Source organism: Curtobacterium sp. 'Ferrero' (genome assembly GCF_002412165.1).
Lineage (GTDB): Bacteria > Actinomycetota > Actinomycetes > Actinomycetales > Microbacteriaceae > Curtobacterium.
Genome location: NZ_NXIA01000015.1, coordinates 56,208 through 78,672 on the forward strand (window position 1 = coordinate 56,208; position 22,465 = coordinate 78,672).

Sequence of the window (22,465 nt, forward strand, 5' to 3'; positions counted from 1 at the left end):
CGACCGGACGCACGACGACGCCCGCGCTCCCTGTTCGGAGCGCGGGCGTCATCGGTTCGGTGCTCGGCGTCAGGCCTCGGCGAGGACGGACTCCAGGTAGGTGTGGGTCATGTGCCGGTAGGCCTCGACGAGCGCGGTGTCGGGGGCGTCCCGGTCGGCGTGTGCCCGCGCGAGCACGGCGTGGCCGGACTCGGCGAGGACGGTCCACGCACGGTCGATCGCCTCGGACTCGGGCAGACCGAACCGCTCGCGCATGACCTGGCCGACCGCTCCCCCGAGGGCGCCCATGCGGTCCTCGTCGTCCCCCGTGCCGCCGTCCGCGGTGTCGCCGAACCCGATCGCCCGGAAGCCCGGCTCGGTGCGGTACATCTCGGCGGTCATGTCGATCAGCGCGTCGCAGCCGGCGCGCCAGTCGGTCGCGCCGCTGGCGTCGAGCGCCTCGACGAACCGCGAGGCGAGGCGCTGGGTGCACCGGATCGCCAGGGCCTCGACCACGGCGATGCGGTCCGGGAAGTACCGGTAGACGGTGCCGATGGACGCCCCCGCCCGCTCGGCGACCATGGCCGTCGTCAGGCGCTCGAACCCGATCTCGTCGATGACCGCCGCGGCGGCGTCGAGGAGACCGGCGAGGCGCGCCGAACTGCGGGCTTGGACCGGCTCGTTCCTGAGCAGTGATGATCCCCCCGGCAGTGCGTTCGATACCTCGGTGACGAGCACGTGTTCTCCTTCTCGCGTCATCGACGCGGTCTTCGCGCGTGGGGCGCGACGCGTTGTGGTGACCGATCAACTCTTGCATGCTTCGTCTGGAACATCGCTGCGACTCTCCCAACCTCCCTGACCGTTCTCGGGTGCCGGGCGCCGCATCGTGGAATGATGGTGCGATGCCCGACCCGACGCCGCACGAGCCGTCGCTGGCCGAGCCGATCCTGCACCGTGCCGCCCGGATCGAGGACGCCGTGCAGGAGTTCCGCGAACAGCGTGCCCGACGCCGCGGCCTGGTCCCGACGGTCATCCCCTACACCGGCTACGGCGCACCCGGATGGGTCCGCGTGCTGTGCCGCGTCCTGCTCACCAGGCGGGGGCTCGCCTCCGACGCGTCCTTCTACGGTGTCCGGGGCTGGAAGAGCTTCACGAGCGTCGCGGTCGACCACGCCACCGTCACCATCACGGCCGGCGGCTCGAGCCACGTGGTGCAGTCCGACCGCGGCGGTGTGGTCGACGCCATCGTGCCGATCGACCTCGAGCCGGGCTGGCAGACGATCAAGCTCTCCGCCGGCGGGACCCGCGACGCCGAGGCGGACGTCTTCGTCGTGCACCCGGACACCCGCTTCGGCCTGCTTTCCGACATCGACGACACCGTGATGGTGACGAGCTTGCCGCGCCCGATGCTCGCCGCCTGGAACTCGTTCGTGCTGACCGAACACGCGCGGCGTCCCGTCCCGGGCATGTCCGTCCTCTACGAGCGCGTCCTCGCCCAGCACGCCGGCGCGCCCACCGTCTACCTGTCGACCGGCGCCTGGAACGTCGCCCCGACGCTCCAGCGGTTCCTCACGCGCAACATGTACCCGACCGGCACGATGCTCCTCACCGACTGGGGTCCCACGCACGACCGGCTCTTCCGGAGCGGACAGCTGCACAAGCAGCAGAACCTCCGACGGCTGGCGCGGGACTTCCCGGACATCCGCTGGCTCCTCGTCGGCGACGACGGTCAGCACGACGAGTCGCTGTACGGCGACTTCGCCCGCGAGCACCCGGAGAACGTCGCCGGGGTCGCGATCCGGCAGCTGTCCACGAGCGAGGCCGTCCTCGCCGGTGGTCGGTCGCGTGCGCAGGAACGCTCGCGGGACTCGGCGGCGCCGTGGGTGTTCGCGCCCGACGGTGCCGGGCTGTGGAGCGAGCTCGAGCGGGTCGGGCTCGTCGAGGGCGGCTGAACCCTCGTTCAGCGCGGCACCAGGGTCCGGGGACCACCCGGCGCCGGGTGGTTCGATCGGGGCATGGACACCGCGCACATCGAGGACCACGCCCTCATCGGCGACACCGGCACAGCGGCACTCGTCACCCGTGACGGCACGATCGACTGGGCGTGCCTGCCCCGCTTCGACAGCCCGTCGACGTTCGCGTCGCTGCTGGGCACGCCGGACCACGGGCAGTGGACGCTCCGCCCGACCGACGCCGACGCGGCCTCGACCAGGCGGTACGTCGGCGACTCCCTCGTGCTCTCGACGGTCTGGACGACCGCGACCGGTGTCGTCGAGGTCACCGACGCCATGCCGATCGGGTCGCACAGCGCGACGATCATCCGGCGGGTCCGTGGGCTCCGCGGGCACGTCGAGGTCGAGCAGACGATGCGCATCCGTTTCGACTACGCCCGCGCCCTGCCGTGGGTGCGGCAGGTCGGTGGCGACGACGAGCCAGCCCTGGTGGCGACCGCCGGACCCGGCTCCGTGATCGTCCGCGGGCCGCGCTTCCGGTCCCGTGACCACGAGCACCGGGCGACCACGACGATCCGGGACGGCGACGTCCTCGACACCGTCCTCACCTGGTACCCGTCGCACCGCGAGCCGCCGGGGCCGATGGACGTCACCGAGGCCCTCCACCGCACCACCGCATGGTGGGAGGACTGGATGCGTCCGGTGCGGACCACCGGGCGGTACGTGGACGCGACGCGTCGCTCCCTCATGTTCCTGCGTGCCATGACCCACGGCGAGACCGGCGGCGTCGTGGCGGCCGCGACCACGAGCCTCCCGGAGGACCCGGGCGGCGAACGCAACTGGGACTACCGCTACGTCTGGTTGCGCGACGCGTCCCTCGCGCTCGCCTCGCTCATCGCACACGGCTACCGCGACGAAGCGATGCGCTGGCGGGGCTGGCTGCTCCGCGCGATCGCGGGCGACCCGGCCGACGTGCAGATCATGTACGGGATCGCCGGGGAACGCGAGCTGCCCGAGCGCACCCTCGAGGACTTCCCCGGGTACGCCGGTTCCACCCCGGTCCGGGTCGGCAACGGCGCGTACACGCAGTACCAGGGCGACGTGTTCGGCGAGGTCCTCGCGGCCCTGCACGACGCGCGCGAGCTCGGCGTCGAGGAGAACGCGGACTCGTGGGCCCTCCAGCGCGCCCTGCTCCGCTACGTCGAGGACCACTGGCAGGAGCCCGACAACGGGATCTGGGAGATGCGCGGTCCCCGTCGGCACTTCACGCACTCCCGCGCGATGATCTGGGCGGCGTTCGACCGCGGTGTCGCGGCGTGCGAAGAGTTCGGGCTCACCGGTCCCGTCGACCGCTGGCGGGACCTCCGCGACCAGGTGCGGGCCGAGATCGAGGAGCACGGCTGGAACGCCGAGCGTGGCAGCTACCGGCAGCACTACGACACCGACGAGGTCGACGCGAGCCTGCTCGTCCTGCCGCAGATCGGCTACGTCAAGGCCGACGACCCGAAGATGACCGGCACCGTCGCCGCCATCGAACATGACCTCCGCACGGGCGACGACGGCCTGCTGCTGCGCTACCGCACCACGTCCGGGTTCGACGGGCTCTCCGGCAGCGAACACCCGTTCCTCGCCTGCTCGTTCTGGCTGGTCGAGCAGTACGCCGCCTCCGGCCGGGTGGAGGACGCCGAACGCCTGATGGACGTGCTGGTCAGCTACTCGAACGACGTCGGGATGCTCTCGGAGGAGATCGACGTCGCGACCGGCCACCACATCGGCAACACCCCGCAGGTCCTCTCGCACCTGACGCTCGTCTCTGCCGCCGACGCGATCGCCAGAGCCCGTGGAGACGACGCCGCCGGGCACCGCACCCGGATGGCCGAGCACAGCGGCGGGACGCGGTCGCGGACGGGCGAGGGCAGCCGCGCGGGTTCGTCGTCCTGAGTGCGGCGCGGCCGTGGTGGTGGTGGTGGCCTAGGTAGCCGTTCCGCTCGTAGGTGGCCGATTCGCTCGTAGGAGGTCGTTCCGCTCGTAGGAGGTCGTTCCTTCCGGTCACCAACGAGCGAAACGGCTTCCCAGGACGAGCGCGATGGGCACAACCGCGCGTAGGCAGCCGATCCGCTCAAGGACGACCGTTGCGCTCAAGGACGGCGACTCCGCTCGTCGGAGGCCGGTTCGCTCGTAGCTGGCCGTTCCGCTCGTCGGAGGCCGGTTCGCTCGTAGCTGGCCGTTCCGCTCGTAGGAGGTCGTTCATTCCGGTCACCGACGAGCGAAACGCCATCCCAGGGCAGGCGCGATGGGTTCGAACGCCCGCCGCCACTCCGGACACGCCAGCGCACCAGCTCGGCGTACAGACGGACGGGAGGCGCGGTGCCAGCTGGCACCGCGCCTCCCGTCCGTCACGTCACGCGCGCGAGCGCGTCACTGCCTCGCGTCCGTCAGGACGACGACTTCCAGTCCGCGGGACCGCGCGATCCGGCGCGGTACTCCTCGAGCGGGACCGCGTTCGCCTTCCACGCGTCGACGACCGGCTCGACGATCTCCCAGCACCGCTCCGCGACGTCACCGCGGATCGAGAGCAGCGGGTCGTCGTGGAAGATGCCGTTGAGGACCTCGCCGTAGGGGGTGAGCTCGCCGTCCGAGAACGACGAGGACAGCGTGATCTGTCCCATCTCGAACGGGTTGCCGCCGCCGTTCGCCGACACCGACAGCTCGATCTCGTCCGGGTTGAGGACGATGCGGAGCGTGTCGGTCTTCGGACGACCGGTGAGCCCGGAGGGCAGGCGGGTGACCGGCTTGAAGGTGATGAGGACCTCCTTGCGGCTGGCGCCGAGCGCCTTGCCGGAGCGGAGCGTGAACGGGACGCCGGCCCAGCGGGCGGTGTCGACCTCGACCTCGATCTCTGCCAGGGTCTCGGTGCCGCGCGTCTTGTCGACGCCGTCCTCGTCCTGGTACGACGGCAGCTCCTTGCCGTCGATCGTGCCCTCGGTGTAGACGGCACGGCGAGACGCGATCTTCGGGTCGTCACCCTTGAGACGCGTCGAACGCAGGACGCGGGCGAGCGACGAACGGAACTCGACGGCGTCGATCGCCGCCGGGGCGTCCATCGTGACGAGACCGAGGATCTGCAGCAGGTGCGACTGGATCATGTCGACGAGCGCGCCGGCGTCGTCGTAGTACTGCGCCCGGTTCTCGAGCCCGAGGGTCTCGTCGTAGAAGATGTCGACCTTCTCGATGTTCTCCGCGTTCCAGATCGGCTCGAACAGCCGGTTGGCGAAGCGCAGGCCGATGATGTTGAGGACCGTGGTCCGCCCGAGGAAGTGGTCGGTGCGGTGCACGCGCTCCTCGGGGACGAGCTTCAGGACGGTCTCGTTGAGGGCCTCGGCGCTCGCGACGTCGGTGCCGAACGGCTTCTCGAACGCGAGGGTGGTGCCCTCGGGCAGCTCGACCTGCTGGAGCGCCTCGCAGATGTCGGACGCGATCTGCGGCGGCAGCGCGAAGTAGAGCACCGGCTCACCCTCGGCCGCGGCGAACAGCGCCTCGAGGTGCTTCGGGTCGGTGGGGTCGCCCTGGATGAACTGCGTCGACTCGAGGGTCGCGTCGACCTCGGAGCCCTTGACGTCCTGCGAGGCGAAGGACTTCGTCACGACGTCCTTCCACTGCTCCTCGCTGCGGGCGCTGCGACCCGTCCCGATCAGCTGGACGGGAACCGCTCGACCGCTCTGCAGGAACGTGCCGAGGCCCGGCAGCAGCAGGCGGGAGGCGAGGTCGCCCGTCGCGCCGAAGATGATGAGGGTGCGCTTGTCGGTCACCTGAGGTGACTCCTTTCGCTGTGGTGTGTGGTCCGCTTCGGGTCAAGCCGCGGGCGGTCCGGGTGATTCCCGGTTCGTGGAACCAGGACGCATTCGGGTGGTGACGCACTTCGGGCGGCACCGGAAGTGGTGCCGCCCGAAGTCTGTCAGGTGGGGGTCGCGACGGACTCAGTGTCCGAAGTTGCCGCGGTAGTACTCGTAGACCCAGCCCACGAGCGACACCGCGACGAGCGCGAGGCCGATCGGGACGATCCACAGCCCGGCTGCGACGCCGAGGAAGATCAGGCCCGTCGAACCGGCGAGGAAGATCGGCCACCACGACCACGGGCTGAAGTGCCCGAGTTCGGCGTCGCCGTCCTCGATGTTCGCGTCCGCCCGGTCCTCGGGCAGCACGCCGCCCTGCGACGACATGACCTTGCCGAGGTAGAACGCGATGAACGCGGACATGATCCCGGTGAGGCCGATCGCGACCGTGCCGACCCACTCCACCTTGCCGTCGCTGATGAGCGCCCAGATCGTGTAGGCGGCATCCGCGAGGACGAAGAAGACGAACAGGATCCAGAACAGGTTCTTGTTGGCGCGCATGGCGTTACTTCACCTCGCCCTTCGCGGCGTCGTAGGTTGCGGCGTCGGGGGCGTCCTTGGCCGGACCGACACCGACCGGGATGCCGGCCTCGGGGTGGTTCAGGTCGAACGCCGGGGACTCCGAACGGATCCGCGGGATCGACGTGAAGTTGTGCCGCGGCGGCGGGCAGCTGGTCGCCCACTCGAGCGAGCGGCCGTAGCCCCACGGGTCGTTCACGGCGACCTTCGGCGCGTTCCGGGCGGTGACGTAGATGTTGAAGATGAACGGCAGGAACGAGATCGCGAGGATCATCGAGCCGATCGTCGACAGCTGGTTCATCCAGGTGAAGCCGTCGTTCGGCAGGTAGGTCGCGTACCGACGCGGCATGCCGATGACGCCCAGCCAGTGCTGGATGAGGAACGTCGTGTGGAAGCCGATGAACAGCAGCCAGAAGTGGATCTTGCCGAGGCGCTCGTTGAGCATCTTGCCGGTCCACTTCGGCCACCAGAAGTAGAAGCCGGAGAACATCGCGAAGACGACGGTGCCGAACACCACGTAGTGGAAGTGCGCGACGACGAAGTACGAGTCGGACACGTGGAAGTCGAGCGGCGGCGACGCGAGGATCACACCGGTGAGACCACCGAACGTGAAGGTGATGAGGAAGCCGACCGCCCAGAGGAGCGGCGTCTCGAAGGTCACCGAGCCGCGCCACATCGTGCCGACCCAGTTGAAGATCTTCACGCCGGTCGGGACCGCGATGAGCATCGTCATGAGCGAGAACCACGGGAGCAGGACGCCACCGGTGACGTACATGTGGTGCGCCCACACGGTGACCGACAGGGCCGCGATCGAGATGGTCGCGTAGACGAGGGTCTTGTAGCCGAAGACGGGCTTGCGGCTGAACACCGGGAACACCTCGGTGACGATGCCGAAGAACGGCAGCGCGATGATGTACACCTCGGGGTGGCCGAAGAACCAGAAGAGGTGCTGCCAGAGCAGGGTACCGCCGTTGGCCGGGTTGAACACCTGGGCGTTGAACACACGGTCGAGGCCGAGGCCGAAGAGCGCGGCGGCGAGGACCGGGAAGGCCATCAGGACGAGCAGCGACGTCACGAGGGTGTTCCACGTGAAGATCGACATGCGGAACATCGTCATGCCCGGGGCGCGCATGGTGATGATCGTCGTGATGAAGTTCACGGCGCCGAGGATGGTCGAGAAGCCCGTCATGCCGAGGCCGAAGACCCACAACGTCCCACCGAGACCTGGTGTGAACGTCGTGTCACTGAGTGGCGCGTACGCGAACCAGCCGAACGAGGCCGCACCCTGCGGGGTGAGGAAGCCGCCGACGGCGATGAGCGCGCCGAAGACGTAGAGCCAGAAGGCGAAGCCGTTGAGTCGCGGGAACGCGACGTCCGGTGCACCGATCTGCAGCGGCATGACCGCGTTCGCGAAGCCCGAGAACAGCGGCGTCGCGAACAGCAGCAGCATGATCGTGCCGTGCATCGTGAAGAGCTGGTTGTACTGCTCCTTCGTCGCGACCACGTGCAGGCCGGGCTCGAAGAGCTGGGCACGGATGACGAGCGCCATCACACCCGCGAGCAGGAAGAAGATGAACGACGTGATCAGGTACATGTACCCGATCGTCTTGTGGTCGGTGGAGGTGATCCACCGGACGATGATGTTGCCCTTGCGGCCCACCTTCGACGCCTGGAAGTCCAGGGTCGTGGTGCCTGCCGCCGGCTGGCCGACGAGTGACGTGGTCATCTGACGGAGCCCCTACTCGTTTCCGGACGCCGTCACGGGCGCCTTGTTGTTCGGTTCGTTCGTGTTGGTGTTGTACTCGTCACCGAGGAGACCGACCTTGCCCTGCTCCGTGAGGGAGTCGAGGTAGGCCTGGTACTTCTCGGGCGTGACCACCTTCACCTGGAAGAGCATCAGGGAGTGGTACTCGCCGCAGAGCTCTGCGCACTTGCCCTGGTAGGTGCCGAGCTTCTCGGGGATGAAGTACTCGTCGTTCTGCTTGCCGGGGATCATGTCCTTCTTGTAGAGGAAGTCGATGATCCAGAACGAGTGGTTGACGTCGCGCGAGGAGAGCTCGATGTGCACCTTCTTGCCCTGGGGCAGGTACAGCGTCGGGAGCTGCGACTCGTCGATCGCGCCGTTCGCGTTCTCTTCCTCCTGGGCCTGGATGCCCTGGTAGTAGACGCTCTTCGACTTGTCCGACTCGTTGATGTAGTTGAAGTCCCACGCCCAGCGCTTGCCGTAGACGTGGATCGTCGCGTCCGCCTTGGCGAACGGCTGCTCGATCGCCGACTGGTCCTTCGCGGTGAAGGCGAAGAAGCCGAGGACGAGGATCAGCGGCACGATCGTGTAGAAGATCTCGATCGGCATGTTGTAGCGCATCTGCACCGGGAGGCCGGTCTGGCCCTTGCGGCGGCGGTAGACGATCGCCGTCCAGATGATCAGCGCCCAGACGATGACACCGACCGCGAGCAGGACGACCCAGCTCGTGGTCCACAGGCCGACGACGCGGCTCGTGTGGTTCGTGACGTCCTTCGTCTGCTCCGTGCCGGGGAGCCATCCGTTGAGCTGCTGCTGCGAGCAGCCAGCCAGTGCGATGACCAGACCGACGGCCACCGGGATGGCCGCCCAACGTATACGGCGATTCGAACGCACTATTACCTCTCGGAATGACGTGAACCCGGAGCACGCCACGACCCGAAGGCCGCTCATGGCTCGCTCCCAGATTGGGTGGAACACTCCTAGCTTACTCGCAGCCGGGGACAGCTCGCGCACTCCGGCACGCGCGTGGCCGGGTCCCGCTGGTCCGACGAGCGGTCTGACCACGACAAACGCGAGCGGGGAGCGACCTGTCCGGTCACTCCCCGCTCGCGTGTCGTCGGTGCAGCTCAGTGGAAGCTGTCGCCGCAGGCGCAACTGCCCTGCGCGTTCGGGTTGTCGATCGTGAAGCCCTGCTTCTGGATCGTGTCCTCGAAGTCGATGGTCGCGCCGTCGAGGTACGGCACGCTCATCTTGTCGACGACGACCTCGACACCGGGCACGAACTCGGCCGTGGTGTCGCCGTCGAGCAGCCGCTCGTCGAAGTACAGCTGGTAGATCAGTCCCGAGCAGCCACCCGGCTGCACGGCGAGACGCAGGCGGAGGTCGTCGCGGCCCTCCTGCTCGAGCAGGCTCGCCACCTTCGCCGCGGCCGCGTCGCTCAGCTGCACGCCGTGCGTCGCCGTGTCGGTCGCAGCAGCGCTCTGCGCTTCGGTGATGGTGTCGCTCATCGCGCGTCTCCCTCCGGGGCGGTGCGGTTCACCGCGCCTCGTGTCGATTGTAAGCACGCGCCACCGACGCGCGCAGCAGGTGCGGACTGCCTGTGGACGGACGGGAGGCCCGTGGCGGCGCCGCCACGGACCTCCAGTCCGTCGGGTGCGCGTCAGCGCGTCGCGAGACGCGCCAGCAGGATGGTCTCCGACGCGATCGCGCGGTGCAGCACGCCGAGGTGCTGCGACTCGTTCGGGCTGTGGGCGCGGGTGTCGGGGTCCTCGACGCCCGTGACCAGGATCTGTGCGTCCGGGAACTCGGCGGCGAGGTCGGACACGAACGGGATCGACCCGCCGATGCCCTGCTCGACGGCGTCGGCGCCCCAGCCCTCGCGCATGGCGGTGCGGGCCTCCTGCACGGCCCAGCCGGCGGTGTCGACGAGGAACCCGTCGCCGGCGTCGGGTTCGCTGAGCTCGAGGTGGGCGCCGAACGGCACGTGCGCGCGGAGGTGGCGTTCGACGGCGTCGCGGGCCTCCGTCGCGGACTGGCCGGGAGCGACGCGGACCGAGACGCGCGCGCTCACGGTCGGGATGAGCGTGTTCGACGCGTTCGCGACGCTCGGGACGTCCATGCCGGTGACGGTGATCGACGGCTGGAACCACATCCGGCTGAGGACCGGGCCGGTGCCGACCGGGCGGACGCCGGGCAGCAGGGCGGCGTCGGCGGCGAGCTCGTCGTCGCTCCGCTCGGGCACGGGTGCGTCGTACGCGGTCAGCCCCTCCACCGCGACCGACCCCTGGTCGTCGTGCAGCGAGGAGAGCAGCCGCACCATCGGGATCATCGCGTCGGGCGCCGCTCCCCCGAACATGCCGCTGTGGCTGGCGTGCTCGAGCGTGGTGAGGGTGAGCTTGAACGTGACGTTGCCGCGGAGCGACACCGTGATGGAGGGCACGTCGACCGACCAGTTGTCGCTGTCCGCCACGACGATCACGTCCGCCGCGAGGTGCTCCTTCTGCTCGCGGAGGAACGTGCGGAACGACCGGGAGCCGAACTCCTCCTCGCCCTCGACGAACAGCACGACGCCGAGGTCGAGGTCGTCGCCGAACTGCGCGTGCAGAGCCCGGAGCGAGGCGATGTGCGTCATCACGCCGGCCTTGTCGTCCGAGGCACCGCGCCCGTACAGCCGGTCACCGCGCAGGGTCGGCTCGAAGGGCGGGGTCTCCCACAGGGCGTCGTCGCCCTGCGGCTGGACGTCGTGGTGGGCGTAGAGCATCACGGTCGGCTTGCCGTTCCGCGCCGGGCGGACCGCGAGCACCGCGGGCTGACCGAGTTCGACGCCCGGTTCGCCGTCGACACCCTGGGGGGTGTCGGCGTCCTGGGGGGTGTCCCCATCGACGGCCGAGCGGACGATCCGCACCGCGTCGTCGGCGAACACGCCGGTGCTCCGGGCCAGGTCCGCGACCGCCTCGGCGCTCGCCCGGACGTGCGTCGGATCGAAGGCCGACCACGACACCGAGGGCAGCCGGACCAGCGCCGAGAGGTCGGCGACCGTCGCCGGCATCGCTCCCTGCACGTGTTCGCGGAGGGCGTCGAGAAGTGCGGGGTCGGTGGCGGGCGCGTGCTGGTCGGTGTCGGTCATGTCCCGTAATCTAGAGGACGATCCAGCACGCAGACCGCAGTCAGGAACGCACCGTGGCGAAGGCAGCCCCCAAGAGCAACACGACCGTCAACCCGACCGAGGACGAGCTCCTCGAGCAGGGCAAGGGGCGCCCGACGCCGTCCCGCCGCGAGCGTGAGGCCGCGAACCGCCGTCCACTGGTGGGCAACTCCCCCGCCGACAAGAAGGCCGCGCGGGCTCGGCTCAACAGCGAGCGCGAACGGGCCCGGGTCGGCATGGCGAACGGCGAGGAGCGCTACCTCCCCGCCAAGGACCGCGGCGAGCAGCGGAAGTTCGTGCGTGACTGGATCGACGCACGCTGGAACGTGGGCGAGGTCATGATGCCCGTGCTCGTGCTGTTCCTCATCGTCGGGTTCGCTGCGGCCCAGACCGTGCTGGCCTCGTACGCGCTGCTGCTCGTGTGGGCGTTCGTCGCCCTGTTCGTGCTCGACTGTGTCGTGCTGTGGCTCTCGCTCCGCAAGAAGCTCACCGCCAAGTTCGGCACGATGCAGCGCGGCACGTTCCTCTACATCCTGACGCGGGCGTGGCAGCTGCGGTTCCTCCGTCTGCCGAAGCCGCAGGTGCGCCGGGGGCAGTACCCCACCGTCTGACCGCGGGTCCTCCCGCTCGGAGCGCCGCTCGACCTCGGTCGGGCGGCGCTCGTGCGTGCGGGGTGGGTGTCGTGCGGTGTCGTCGCGCGGTCGGCGGAGGCGAGGGCGATGGTCGTGCGGTCGGCCCCGTTGGTCGCACGACATGCCGCTCACGTTCCCGTACGACGACACTTCCCGCGACCAACACGAACCACCGACGGCAGGTCGTGCGACCAGCCCGGCCCGGCCGAAGGTCGTTCTCCGGCGACGTGCCATGTCGTGCGGCCGCGCGGTCGGCCCCGTGGGTCGCACGACATGCCGCTCACGTTCCCGTACGACGACACTTCCCGCGACCAACACGAACCACCGACGGCAGGTCGTGCGACCAACGTGACCAGGACGACCCCACGACCATCGCCCGACCGTGTGACCAACGCGACCAGGACGACCCCACGACCATCGCCCGACCACGCGACCAGGACGACCCCACAACCATCGCCCGACCACGCGACCAAGGTGACCAGGACGACCCCACGACCATCGCCCGACCACGCGACCAGCGCAACTCACCGACGGCAGGTCCCCCCGACCGACGTGGCCCGCGCGGCCGGCCCGACCCGCGGCGCGGACGCGACCACGCGACGGACGGGAGGCGCGTTGCGGGCTGGCCACGTGCCTCCAGTCCGGAACGTGGTCACCGAGGTTCCACGACTCGCCGCGCGCACGTCGTCCAGGTTCCACGGACGGGCGTCCCGCCGCGCGAGGTTCCAGAATTTCGGAACCTCGGGCGCCGACGCCGACGCGGCCGACGGCAGCAGCACGCGCGTCAGCGCGCCGCGCGCCGCAGACGCCGCCGCCGCAGCTGGTTGATGCGCGCCGCCCAGCTCGGCCCCTCGTAGAGGAACGCCGTGTAGCCCTGCACGAGTGTCGCCCCCGCCTCGATGCGGTCCTGCACGTCCTGCTCCGTCGTGACGCCCCCGACCGCGATGACGCAGAAGTCGTCGGGCACGGCAGCACGGACGCGGCGCAGCACCTCGAGGGACCGGGTGCCGAGCGGTGCGCCGGAGAGCCCCCCGGCGCCCATGGCCTCGACCTCGGCAGCCGGGGTCCGGAGCCCGGAGCGGTCGATCGTGGTGTTGTTCGCGATGACCCCGGCGAGCCCGAGCTCCACCGCGAGTCCGGCGATCGCGTCGATCTGCTCGTCGGTCAGGTCCGGTGCGATCTTCACGAGCACCGGCGTCCGTCCGGCGGCGTCGCGTACGGCGGTGAGCAGCGGACGGAGCTGGTCGAGCTCCTGCAGGCCCCGCAGCCCGGGGGTGTTCGGTGAGCTGACGTTGACGGCGAGGTAGTCGGCGAAGGGCGCGAGGAGCCGGGTGGACTCCAGGTAGTCGTCGATGGCGTCGGCCACGTCGACGACACGGCTCTTGCCGATGTTGACGCCGATGACCGGGCGCCCGGGGTGGCGTCGTGCCCGTTCGAGTCGACGGGCCGCCGCGGGTGCGCCGTGGTTGTTGAATCCCATCCGGTTGATGAGCGCGCGGTCCGGGATGAGCCGGAAGAGCCGGGGCTTGTCGTTGCCCGGCTGCGGCTTCGCGGTGATCGTGCCGACCTCCACGTGCCCGAACCCGAGGACCCCGAGCCCGCGGATGCCCTTGGCGTCCTTGTCGAACCCGGCGGCGAGCCCGAACCGTGACGGGAAGTGGATCCCCATGGTCGTGACGCCGTCCGCCGCCGACGGGCGGGAGGACCGCTCGACGAGCCGCCCGATGAACGGCACGTGCGGGAGCACGCGGATCACGTCGAACGCGAGGTGGTGGGCCCGTTCCGGGTCCATGTTCGCGAACACGGACCGGAAGACGACCTCGTACCCGCCGCGGATGGCCCGCTCGATTCCGACGCTCACGCGTCCGCAGCCTCTGCGCGGGACGCGGCGTGGTGGTCGAGGCGCAGCTGTCCGATGGCGTCCTCGAAGTCCTCGAGCGAGTCGAACGCCTGGTAGACGCTCGCGAAGCGCAGGTAGGCGACCTCGTCGAGCTCCCGGAGCGGCGCGAGGATGGCGAGCCCGATGTCGTTCGCGTCGATCTGGCTCGACCCCGAGGACCGGACCGTCTCCTCGACGCGCTGCGCCAGGATCGCGAGGTCGCCGTCGGTCACCGGTCGTCCCTGGCAGGCCTTCCGCACGCCGGACACGATCTTGTCGCGGCTGAACGGCTCGGTGACCCCGTTGCGCTTCACGACGTTGAGCGACGCGGTCTCGGTGGTCGAGAAGCGCCGCCCGCAGTTCGGGCACTGGCGACGGCGGCGGATCGAGGTGCCGTCGTCACTGGTGCGGGAGTCGACGACGCGGGAGTCCGGGTGGCGGCAGAAGGGGCAGAACATGTCCCGCCCAGGCTACCGGTTCGTGCGTTCCGTGACGGCGGCCGCGTGGCCCGGGAGCTGCTCCTCGGTCGCGAGCGCGACGATGTGCGGAGCGACCTCGGCGAGCGCGTCGGGCGTGTACCGGATCACCTGCTGCGGGCGGAGGAACGTGGAGGCGGACAGCCCGGAGCCGAAGCGCGCCTGGCCGCCGGTCGGCAGCACGTGGTTGGACCCGGCGAGGTAGTCGCCGAGGCTGACGGGCGTGCTCGGCCCGACGAACACGGCACCGGCCGCGTCGATGTCGGCGAGGACGGCGTCGTCGTCGGCGGTCTGCACCTCGAGGTGCTCCGGCCCGTAGGCGTTGCTCACGGTGGCCGCGTCGGCGAGCGAGTCGACGAGGACGACGGCGGACTGCGGTCCGTCGAGTGCGGTTTGGAGGCGCGTGGCGGTCCCGAGGGCTCCCACGCGTTCCGGGATGGCCGCCTGCACGGCATCGGCGAACTGCTCGGACGTGGTCACGAGGACGCTGCCGGCCTGTTCGTCGTGCTCGGCCTGGCTGACGAGGTCGGCGGCGACGTACCCGGGGTCGGCGGTGTCGTCGGCGATCACGAGGATCTCGGTGGCGCCGGCCTCGGAGTCGATGCCGACGGTGCCGCGGACGATGCGCTTGGCGGCGGCGACGAAGTTGTTGCCGGGGCCGGTGATGAGGTCGACGGGCTCGAGGCCGATGGTGTCGACGCCGTACGCGAGCGCGCCGACGGCTCCGGCTCCGCCCATGGCGTAGACCTCGTCGATGCCGAGGAGTCCGGCGGCAGCGAGGATCGTCGGGTGGACGTGTCCGCCGTGGTGCCGCTGCGGGGGCGACACGAGGGCGATCGAGCGCACGCCGGCGACCTGGGCGGGCACGACGTTCATGACGACGCTGGACGGGTAGACGGCCTTGCCACCGGGGACGTAGAGGCCGACCCGGCGCATCGGCTGCCAGCGCTGGTGCACCTCGGCCCCGTCGGCGAGCGTGGTGACGGACCCGGTCGGCACCTGGGCGGCGCTGGCGGCACGGACGCGGCGGATCGCCTCGTCGAGGGCGGTGCGGAGTTCGGACGTGAGACCGGCGACGGCCGCGGCGATCTCGGCAGCGGGGACCCGGACGTGTTCGGGCGCTCCCCCGTCGAACCGTTCCGCCTGGTCGCGCAGCGCGGTCTCGCCGTGCTGCCGGACCGCCTCGACGAGCTCGCGTGCGGCGTCGACGGCGTGCGAGACGTCGCCGACGGCGCGGGGCATGAGGCGGAGGAGTTCGGCGCGGCCCGGCAGGCCGCCGCGGAGGTCGATTCGCTGCATCATCAGGTGCGCAAGCCTACCGAGCACGGCCGACGGTCCCCTGTCCGTGCGGGGTCCCCGCTAACGTGAGGGACGATGAACTTCGAGAAGGCCCGACGCCTCGTCGCCGACCTGGTCCGCGTGAACGAGCGGTACGCCCGCGACGGCCACTACCGCAACGACGTCCGGGAGCGTCTCGGCCGCACGGTGTCGCGCGTCGACGTCGGGGTCGCCCGGCGGGAGCGGGACCGGGTGCCGGCGGCAGCGCGTCCGTACGAGGGTCTGACCGAGACGAGCCTGGCGCTGGCCGGCATCCGGGTCGACGCGCACCGGGTCGATGCCCACCGCGAGCCCGAGGTGGTCCTCGTGGTCGACGAGCTGCGCGAGGGCGCCGCGTTCGCCGGGGTGCAGACGGCCCTGGCGGTGGCGCTGGAGCTCGGGGCGCGGATGCGTCGGCGGGTGCGCGTCGTGATGGTGCGGTGGACGACGCCGGGCAACTCCGCGGCGGCCGCCGAGCAGCTCGTGGCGGACCGGTTCCCCGAGTCCCGGGTGGACGGCCGTCCGGGCGTGCGGGTGGTGCGGCGCGAGGACGTCCTCGACACCGCGTTCGGTGCCGACGACGTGTGGATCGCGACGCACTGGAAGACGGCGCACCCGGTGGACGTCGCGGTGACGGCCGGGGTGGTGCCGCGCGACCGGGTGGTGTACCTGGTGCAGGACTACGAGCCCGGGTTCAGCCCGTGGTCGACGGAGTACGCGGTGGCGGCCTCGACCTACCGCGCCGGCTTCCGGATGCTCGTCAACTCGGAGCCCCTGCGCCGCTACCTGGCCGAGGTGCAGTCGCTCGACGTCCCCCGGGAGCGGACGTTCGCGCCGCACCTCGACGTGGAGCTGCTCGAACGCGTGGCGGCCGCACGGCAGCACGAGGACACCGTGCGGGTCCTCTTCTACGGTCGGCCGAGCAAGCACCGCAACCTGTTCCGGCTGGGGGTCGCGGCGCTGCGGGTCGCGGTGCAGGAGCTCGCCGGCGACGGCCTGCGGGTGGAGTTCCACTCGGCCGGCGAGCAGCACGGTGACGTCGAGCTCGACGGCGGCCGCGGCGACGTGAAGCTCGTGTCGCACGGCACGATGCCGTGGGACGACTACTTCGCGTTCATCGCCTCGACGAACGTGGTGCTGTCGCTCCAGCACAGCCCGCACCCGAGCCACCCGCCGTTCGACGGTGCGATCTCGGGGGCTCGGGTCGTGACGAACGAGTTCCGCGACACCCGGGCCGGCCTGCACCCGAACCTGACCGCGGTCGAGGCGGACGCCCGGTCGCTCGGGCTGGCCGTCGCCGACGCCGTGCGGCGCGCCGCGGCGGAGGGCCCGACGGGCTTCACCCCGCTGGCGGACGGTGCGCTCGGCGGCCCGCTCGACGCGGCTGTCGACGCACTCACCACCGAGCTCGAGGAGCGCTCCGCATGACCCGCACCACCCTCGTCGTCGTGCCGGTGTACGGCGACCTCGAATCGCTCCTGCGCTGCGTCGACGGACTGGTGGAGCACCTCGACACCGACCGGCACCGCGTCCTGCTCGTCAACGACTGCGGTCCCGACGCCGACACCATCGAGCGGGCGCTCCTCGACCGCACCGCCGGCATGCCGGGCTTCCGGTACGAGCGCAACGACCACAACCTCGGGTTCGTCGGCACCTGCAACCGCGCCGTCACCGAGTTGGACGCCGGCGCCGACGGCGAGGCCGTCCTGCTGCTGAACAGCGACGCCGTGCCGACCGCAGGCTTCCTCGACGCCATGCTCGCGGTGCTCGACGAGGACCGCACCGGCGTCGTCACCGCCCGCAGCGACAACGCCACGATCGCGAGCATCCCCCACCGCCTGACGAACCGCGGCGCCGCCCGCACCGAGGAACGCACTCGCGAGGTCTGGTCCGCGATCGCGCCGCTGCTGCCGGCGTCGCAGGTGCTCCCCGTCGCGATGGGCTTCTGCTTCCTCACGCGCCGCGAGCTCGTCACCGAGCACGGCCTGTTCGACGAGGCGTTCGCCCCCGGGTACGGCGAGGAGAACGACTACTGCCTCCGCATCGCCGCGCACGGCTGGCTCGCGAAGATCGCGAACCGCGCCCTCGTCCTGCACGCCGGCGGCAAGAGCTTCTCCGGCAACCGGAACGCCCTCCGCGCCGCCCACCAGCGGCTGCTCGAGTCGCGGTACCCGTTCCTGCCCGACGCCGTCGCCGCGTACCAGCGGCACGGCGTGACGGCGACCGAGCGGTTCGCCGACGCCCTCGTCCCGTCCGGCGCGACGCCGCGGTTCGCGGTGGACCTGCGCCACGTCGACGACGTGGCCGGGTGGGTCGCCGCGGTCGACGCGGCGTTCGGCCCCGGCTTCGCCCTGGAGGCACGGCTCCCGGCCGGCACGTCGGCCCCCGCCGGGTGGACGGTCACCCCGGACGCCGCGAACCCGGACGACCTCGTCACCGCGGCCCTGCTCGTGGACCCGTCGCCCGCCGAGGTCGTCGCTGCGGACCGCCGCGCCCTGCACCTCGTCGTCGCCCGCACGGACGCGCCCGCCGCGCCCTGGTCGTCCCGGGTCCACCGGACCGGCGCGGACGCGATCGCCGGACTGGTCGACGACGCGGCCGACGTCGTCACCGCCCGCCCGGACCTGACGGACGCCGCCGAACGGCTCCGCCAGCGACTCGCCGCCCCGCTCGCAGACCGCAGCGCCGCGCTCGAACGCCGACGGGCCGCGCTCCTGCCCCTCGACCTGACGGCGGCCGAGGTCGCCGCGGACAGCGCCGCCGACGAGGTGGTCCGGCTCCGCCGCGAGCTCGACGACCTGCGCGCGAGCCGCTCGTTCCGCACCGGCCAGGCCATCGCCAAGGTCGCCGCGCGCCTGCCGGGTCGTCGCTGATGGCCGGGCACTCGAACGGTCCGGACGGCCTCGGCCGGATCGCCCGCGGACTGGCCCGGCGTCTCCGCGGGCCGGAGAAGCCCCTCACCGTCACCGACCGGCTGGACCGCTGGGCGCGTCGGATCGGCGAGTTCGGCGTCACCGACCGGGCGTACTTCGCGGCGCAGGCGGGGCGCACGTTCGCCACGGATGACGAGGCGATCGCGTTCGCCGTCCACAACGCGGGCCAGCGCGGCTTCTCGCTGAGCCCGCTCGTCGAACCGGAGTGGATGCGGGAGCACCAGCCGGACGCGCGGATGTCCTGGTACGACGCGTTGCACCAGGAGGGTCCGGAGCTCTTCCAGACCGGACCGCTCTTCGACGCCGGGGTGTGGGCCGCCTCGCGGCCCGCCGGGTCCTGCCCGGCGACCACCCTCGACGCCCTGCGCGACTTCCTGCGGAACGCGACCGACCAGACCCCGCTCCCCGTGCCTCCCGGCCGACGCGGACCCGCACCGACGTGGGCCGCCGCACGCGACCAGGCCATGTCGGCGGCCCGCGCGTACGCCGCGGCGCAGCACCGCACCCGCCGCCGCTACCGGCGCAGCTGGGACGGGCCCACCGTCGACGAGGCGCTCGCCCGGTTCCGCCACGGAGCCGCGCGACGCGACGCGGAGCAGCCGCTCGTGTCCGTGGTGCTGCCGGTGCACCGCCGGCCCGACGTCGTCGGTGCCGCGATCGACTCGGTGCGCGCGCAGGACTACCCGCACTGGGAGCTGCTCGTCGTCGACGACGGCTCCGCGGACGGTGACCCCGACGACACCACGCTCGCCGTCGTGCGCGCGATCGCCGAGCAGGACCCGCGCATCCGGGTGCTCGAACGCCGCAACGGCGGTGCCGGGGCCGCCCGGAACACCGGGCTCGCAGCCGCGCGGGGCGAGCACGTCGCGTTCCTCGACGCGGACAACACCTGGCGGCCGGTGCACCTCGCCGCGGCCCTCGCGGCGATCCTCGAGACCGACGCCGTCGGCGCGCACACCGGGCTCCGGATGGTCGGCGCGAACAACGACGACGACGCCACCGACCCCGTGGAGACGTTCCGCGGCGAGGACGGCACCCTCGACGACCTGCTCGCCGGCAACTTCATCGACCTCAACGCCCTCGTGGTCCGGCGGGACGTCGCCGACACCGCCGGACCGTTCGACGAGACACTGCGGCGCTGGATCGACTGGGAGTGGCTGCTCCGGATCGGTCGCCGGTCCGGGATGCCCGTGCACGTGCCGGTCATCGGTGTCGACTACGACAACGTCCGCGACGCCCGCCGCGTGTCGTCGGCGCAGCCCGCGTCGTGGCAGGAGGTCGCCCTCGCACCCCACCGGATCGACTGGGACGAGCTCGCCGCCCGACCGCGCCGCACGGACCTGGTGTCGGTCGTCGTCCCCACCTTCCGCGACTGGACCATGACCCGCCGCGCCGTCGACGCCGTGCTCGGCGCGGCGGACCACGACGGCGACGACGTCGAGGTCGTGGTGGTCGACAACGGCTCGCCGCGTCCGGTGTCCGCGATCCTCGAGACGTGGTTCGGCGACGAACCCCGGGTCGTCGTGCAGCGCGAGGACCGCAACCGGAACTTCGCGCTCGGCAGCGACCTCGGTCTCGCCCGCTCCACCGGCGGCACCGTCGTGATGCTCAACAACGACACCGAGGTCCGGGCGGGATGGCTCCGCCCCCTCGTCGACGCGCTCGCGGACCCGACCGTCCTCGGTGTGCAGCCGCTGCTGCTCTACCCCGACGGCATCGTGCAGGCCGCCGGCACCGTGTTCGGCGGCGACAAGGTCCTGCCGTGGCACTTCCTCGGCGAGCACCCCCGGTACGACGCGACGGCTGCCCTGTCCGATCCGGCCTCCCGGCGCTTCTCGGCGATCACCGCGGCCGCCGCCGCCTTCCGCGCCGCCGACCTGGTCCGCTGGCACGGCTTCGACCCCGTGTTCGCCAACGGCCTGGAGGACGTCGACCTCTGCCTCCGCGCGCTCGCCGACTCCCCCGCGGGCGCGGCCTTCCTCGTCGAACCCGCGTCGGTCGTCGTCCACCACGAGAGCCGCACCCCCGGCCGCGACGACGCCCGCGTCGACAATCGCCGGCTCTTCGACGAGCGCTGGCGGGGTCGGTACCCCGCGGCGGACGCCGCGAGCCGCTACGAGGCGGCCGGGCTGCGGTACGCCGGGGTCGAGCCGGGCCTCCCGAAGGGCCACGCCGTCATGGTGCGGTCGTCGCGCCCCGTGGTCCTGCGCGCAGCGGGCGCGCGCCCGCTGCGCGTCGCGGTGAAGCACGACGGGTCGCGTCCGCAGGACGTGGCCGCGTTGGCCGACGGACTGGAGGCCCGTGGGCACCTGGTGCAGGTCGACGTCCCGTCCGCCTGGTACCGCGGTTCGAGCGGGCTCGACGACGTCACCGTCCTGGTCGCCGAGGGAGCAACGGCGTGGGTGCCGCAGCCGGGCGCGTGGAACGCCGCCTGGGGTGCCGTCGGAGCTGAGGATGACTTCGCGGTCGTGGTCGGGGCGGATCGGCCGGCAGCGGCCGTCCTGGACGCGATCACAGGCATCGGCTGACAACCCGACAAGTGGCTGATCCGGTGGATACGTTCACGGTATTCCGAGCCTGACGAAGCCGGTCGTTCACCTCGGTGGGCCAGCATGCTCGTATGTCACTCCTCTCCGACGCGATCCGGTCGACGTTCACCGTGCGGTGCGTCGTCTGCGGCGCCGTCATCAGCAAGCGCGCTGCGCTCGACCACGACGGGCTGGCGTTCTGCTCGGTCCTGCACGAGGCCGAGTACATCGTCGCCACGCTCGACTGAGCGCCGCTCCGGCGGTCGGCGCCGTCAGCGCGCCCCGTAGGATCGGGCGGTGCCCGATCGCTCCCTCGCCGTGTTCCCGGCCTACCGGGACAACCCCTACCTGAACTTCATGCTCCTCGCGCCCCGGGCACGGGGATGGACCGTCCTCGAGAGCCTCCGGCTGGAACAGCTGGAAGGGCACCTCGGACACCTCGGCACCGGTGACGTGTTCCACATGCACTGGACCGCACCGATCGTCCAACGCGCGGACGACGACCACGCCTCGGCACGAGCACGGCTCGACCGGTTCCGCACCGCCGTCGACGCCGCTCGGTCGCGCGGCGCCCGCCTGGTCTGGACCGTGCACAACGTGCTCCCCCACGACGCGCGGCACCTCGACCTCGAGCTCGAACTGAACCGGTACCTCGCCGCGACCGCCGACGCCGTGCACGTCATGAACGCCGACACCGTGGCGGCCGTCGCGGACCACTACACGCTCGACCCGGCCCGCGTCGTCCGCATCCCCCACCCGAGCTACCAGGGTGTGTACCCGGCATCGGTGTCCCGGGCCGAGGCGCGCGCCGCACTCGGGCTCGGTGACTCGGAGCGGGCTGTGCTCGCGTTCGGACAGATGCGCCCGTACAAGGGTCTCGACGTGCTGGTCGACGCCGTCCGTGCCCTCGCCCCGGGTGAGCGTCCGGTGCTGCTGCTCGCCGGCCGGACCTCCGCCGAGGACCGGGCAACCATCGACGCGCTGCTCGGCGACGATGTCCGTGCCGTCCGCGAGCACGAGCACGTCGAGGACGCGGACGTGCAGCGGTGGTTCCGTGCGGCCGACGTGGCGGTGTTCCCCTACCGGCGTGTGCTCAACTCCGGGGCGCTGCACCTGGCGGCGTCGTTCGGGGTGCCCGCCGTGCTGCCGGACGAGCCGCACCTGCGCGGCGAGTTCGGCGACGAGTCGTGGATCGGGTGGTTCGACCCGGCCGACGCGGTGTCGTCGCTGGCGGCGGTGCTGCGCGAGGGGGCGTGGTCGGCGGACGGAGCTGCCGAGTTCAGCCAGCGGCTCGCGCCGTTCGCGGTGTCGCGGCGGTACGCGGACGTGTTGGAGCGGGCGGCGCTGAGCGGTTCGGACGCCGCCGACAGCGCGGCGGACGGGCTCGCGCTCGCCTGACCGGTTGCCGCTACGGGAGCGGTCGTCGTCGCCCGCGGTTGGACCGTCACCGGCGCCCGCGGCTGGCGCG

General features: G+C 71.6%; 18 protein-coding genes. 8 read left to right on the top strand and 10 right to left on the bottom strand.

Going from position 1 to position 22,465, the window contains the following annotated elements:
- Window positions 1-69: 69 nt before the first annotated feature.
- Complete coding sequence (locus tag Csp2054_RS13210; RefSeq protein ID WP_217990922.1) at window positions 70-717, bottom strand: TetR/AcrR family transcriptional regulator; 648 nt, start codon at window positions 715-717, stop codon at window positions 70-72.
- Between the two features lie 164 nt (window positions 718-881).
- Between Csp2054_RS13210 and Csp2054_RS13215 the strand changes: the two genes are divergently transcribed.
- Complete coding sequence (locus Csp2054_RS13215; protein WP_096899830.1) at window positions 882-1,931, top strand: App1 family protein; 1,050 nt, start codon at window positions 882-884, stop codon at window positions 1,929-1,931.
- A 63-nt stretch (window positions 1,932-1,994) separates the two neighbouring features.
- Window positions 1,995-3,872: a glycoside hydrolase family 15 protein gene (locus Csp2054_RS13220; RefSeq protein ID WP_096899831.1), complete on the top strand. Its 1,878-nt coding sequence runs from the start codon at window positions 1,995-1,997 to the stop codon at window positions 3,870-3,872.
- A gap of 494 nt (window positions 3,873-4,366) precedes the next feature.
- Here the strand turns inward: Csp2054_RS13220 and Csp2054_RS13225 are convergent, their stop codons facing one another.
- From Csp2054_RS13225 to Csp2054_RS13250, 6 genes are all read right to left on the bottom strand, one after another.
- Window positions 4,367-5,740 (bottom strand): glucose-6-phosphate dehydrogenase, encoded by a 1,374-nt coding sequence (locus tag Csp2054_RS13225; protein WP_096899833.1) that lies wholly within the window; start codon window positions 5,738-5,740, stop codon window positions 4,367-4,369.
- Between the two features lie 168 nt (window positions 5,741-5,908).
- The gene (locus Csp2054_RS13230) at window positions 5,909-6,325 is read right to left on the bottom strand and encodes a cytochrome c oxidase subunit 4 (RefSeq protein ID WP_096899835.1); all 417 of its coding nucleotides are present in this window, start codon (window positions 6,323-6,325) and stop codon (window positions 5,909-5,911) included.
- 4 nt (window positions 6,326-6,329) lie between these two features.
- On the bottom strand, window positions 6,330-8,069 hold the full coding sequence (gene ctaD, locus Csp2054_RS13235; RefSeq protein ID WP_255252744.1) for a cytochrome c oxidase subunit I: 1,740 nt from the start codon (window positions 8,067-8,069) through the stop codon (window positions 6,330-6,332).
- A 12-nt stretch (window positions 8,070-8,081) separates the two neighbouring features.
- Entirely contained in the window at window positions 8,082-8,981 is a 900-nt protein-coding gene (coxB, locus tag Csp2054_RS13240; RefSeq protein WP_176491702.1) for a cytochrome c oxidase subunit II, read from the bottom strand.
- 233 nt (window positions 8,982-9,214) lie between these two features.
- Window positions 9,215-9,595, bottom strand: a complete 381-nt coding sequence (locus tag Csp2054_RS13245) for a HesB/IscA family protein (RefSeq protein ID WP_096899839.1) — start codon at window positions 9,593-9,595, stop codon at window positions 9,215-9,217.
- Between the two features lie 152 nt (window positions 9,596-9,747).
- Entirely contained in the window at window positions 9,748-11,214 is a 1,467-nt protein-coding gene (locus Csp2054_RS13250) for a dipeptidase (RefSeq protein WP_096899841.1), read from the bottom strand.
- A 53-nt stretch (window positions 11,215-11,267) separates the two neighbouring features.
- Between Csp2054_RS13250 and Csp2054_RS13255 the strand changes: the two genes are divergently transcribed.
- Window positions 11,268-11,843, top strand: coding sequence for a DUF3043 domain-containing protein (locus tag Csp2054_RS13255; RefSeq protein ID WP_096899843.1), 576 nt, complete (start codon window positions 11,268-11,270; stop codon window positions 11,841-11,843).
- A gap of 805 nt (window positions 11,844-12,648) precedes the next feature.
- Here Csp2054_RS13255 and Csp2054_RS13260 read toward each other — a convergent pair.
- The 3 genes from Csp2054_RS13260 to hisD are packed head-to-tail and all read right to left on the bottom strand — an operon-like array spanning window position 12,649 to window position 15,521.
- On the bottom strand, window positions 12,649-13,725 hold the full coding sequence (locus tag Csp2054_RS13260) for a quinone-dependent dihydroorotate dehydrogenase (protein WP_096899844.1): 1,077 nt from the start codon (window positions 13,723-13,725) through the stop codon (window positions 12,649-12,651).
- Window positions 13,722-14,201: a transcriptional regulator NrdR gene (gene nrdR, locus Csp2054_RS13265; RefSeq protein WP_096899846.1), complete on the bottom strand. Its 480-nt coding sequence runs from the start codon at window positions 14,199-14,201 to the stop codon at window positions 13,722-13,724. The genes Csp2054_RS13260 and nrdR overlap by 4 nt, the downstream gene beginning before the upstream one ends.
- A 12-nt stretch (window positions 14,202-14,213) precedes the next feature.
- Complete coding sequence (gene hisD / locus Csp2054_RS13270) at window positions 14,214-15,521, bottom strand: histidinol dehydrogenase (RefSeq protein ID WP_096899847.1); 1,308 nt, start codon at window positions 15,519-15,521, stop codon at window positions 14,214-14,216.
- Window positions 15,522-15,593: 72 nt separating this feature from the next.
- Between hisD and Csp2054_RS13275 the strand changes: the two genes are divergently transcribed.
- From Csp2054_RS13275 to Csp2054_RS13290, 5 genes are all read left to right on the top strand, one after another.
- The gene (locus Csp2054_RS13275; RefSeq protein ID WP_096899849.1) at window positions 15,594-16,964 is read left to right on the top strand and encodes a hypothetical protein; all 1,371 of its coding nucleotides are present in this window, start codon (window positions 15,594-15,596) and stop codon (window positions 16,962-16,964) included.
- A complete protein-coding gene (locus Csp2054_RS13280) occupies window positions 16,961-18,409 on the top strand; it encodes a glycosyltransferase family 2 protein (protein WP_096899851.1) in 1,449 nt (482 codons plus the stop codon). The genes Csp2054_RS13275 and Csp2054_RS13280 overlap by 4 nt, the downstream gene beginning before the upstream one ends.
- Window positions 18,409-20,997, top strand: a complete 2,589-nt coding sequence (locus Csp2054_RS13285; RefSeq protein ID WP_096899853.1) for a glycosyltransferase — start codon at window positions 18,409-18,411, stop codon at window positions 20,995-20,997. Before Csp2054_RS13280 ends, Csp2054_RS13285 begins: the two co-directional genes overlap by 1 nt.
- A gap of 92 nt (window positions 20,998-21,089) precedes the next feature.
- A complete protein-coding gene (locus Csp2054_RS18190) occupies window positions 21,090-21,245 on the top strand; it encodes a hypothetical protein (protein ID WP_176491703.1) in 156 nt (51 codons plus the stop codon).
- Between the two features lie 49 nt (window positions 21,246-21,294).
- Window positions 21,295-22,395, top strand: a complete 1,101-nt coding sequence (locus Csp2054_RS13290) for a glycosyltransferase (RefSeq protein ID WP_096899855.1) — start codon at window positions 21,295-21,297, stop codon at window positions 22,393-22,395.
- Window positions 22,396-22,465 lie beyond the last annotated feature (70 nt).

What these genes read in the sequence shown, in the direction of transcription:
- Csp2054_RS13285 (WP_096899853.1), top strand. Translation starts at nt 18,409, where the DNA reads ATGGCCGGGCACTCGAACGGTCCGGACGGCCTCGGCCGGATCGCCCGC.
- Csp2054_RS13275 (WP_096899849.1), top strand. Translation starts at nt 15,594, where the DNA reads ATGAACTTCGAGAAGGCCCGACGCCTCGTCGCCGACCTGGTCCGCGTG.
- Csp2054_RS13230 (WP_096899835.1), bottom strand. Translation starts at nt 6,325, where the DNA reads ATGCGCGCCAACAAGAACCTGTTCTGGATCCTGTTCGTCTTCTTCGTC.
- Csp2054_RS13220 (WP_096899831.1), top strand. Translation starts at nt 1,995, where the DNA reads ATGGACACCGCGCACATCGAGGACCACGCCCTCATCGGCGACACCGGC.
- Csp2054_RS18190 (WP_176491703.1), top strand. Translation starts at nt 21,090, where the DNA reads ATGTCACTCCTCTCCGACGCGATCCGGTCGACGTTCACCGTGCGGTGC.
- hisD (WP_096899847.1), bottom strand. Translation starts at nt 15,521, where the DNA reads ATGATGCAGCGAATCGACCTCCGCGGCGGCCTGCCGGGCCGCGCCGAA.
- nrdR (WP_096899846.1), bottom strand. Translation starts at nt 14,201, where the DNA reads ATGTTCTGCCCCTTCTGCCGCCACCCGGACTCCCGCGTCGTCGACTCC.
- Csp2054_RS13215 (WP_096899830.1), top strand. Translation starts at nt 882, where the DNA reads ATGCCCGACCCGACGCCGCACGAGCCGTCGCTGGCCGAGCCGATCCTG.
- ctaD (WP_255252744.1), bottom strand. Translation starts at nt 8,069, where the DNA reads ATGACCACGTCACTCGTCGGCCAGCCGGCGGCAGGCACCACGACCCTG.
- Csp2054_RS13250 (WP_096899841.1), bottom strand. Translation starts at nt 11,214, where the DNA reads ATGACCGACACCGACCAGCACGCGCCCGCCACCGACCCCGCACTTCTC.
- Csp2054_RS13245 (WP_096899839.1), bottom strand. Translation starts at nt 9,595, where the DNA reads ATGAGCGACACCATCACCGAAGCGCAGAGCGCTGCTGCGACCGACACG.
- Csp2054_RS13280 (WP_096899851.1), top strand. Translation starts at nt 16,961, where the DNA reads ATGACCCGCACCACCCTCGTCGTCGTGCCGGTGTACGGCGACCTCGAA.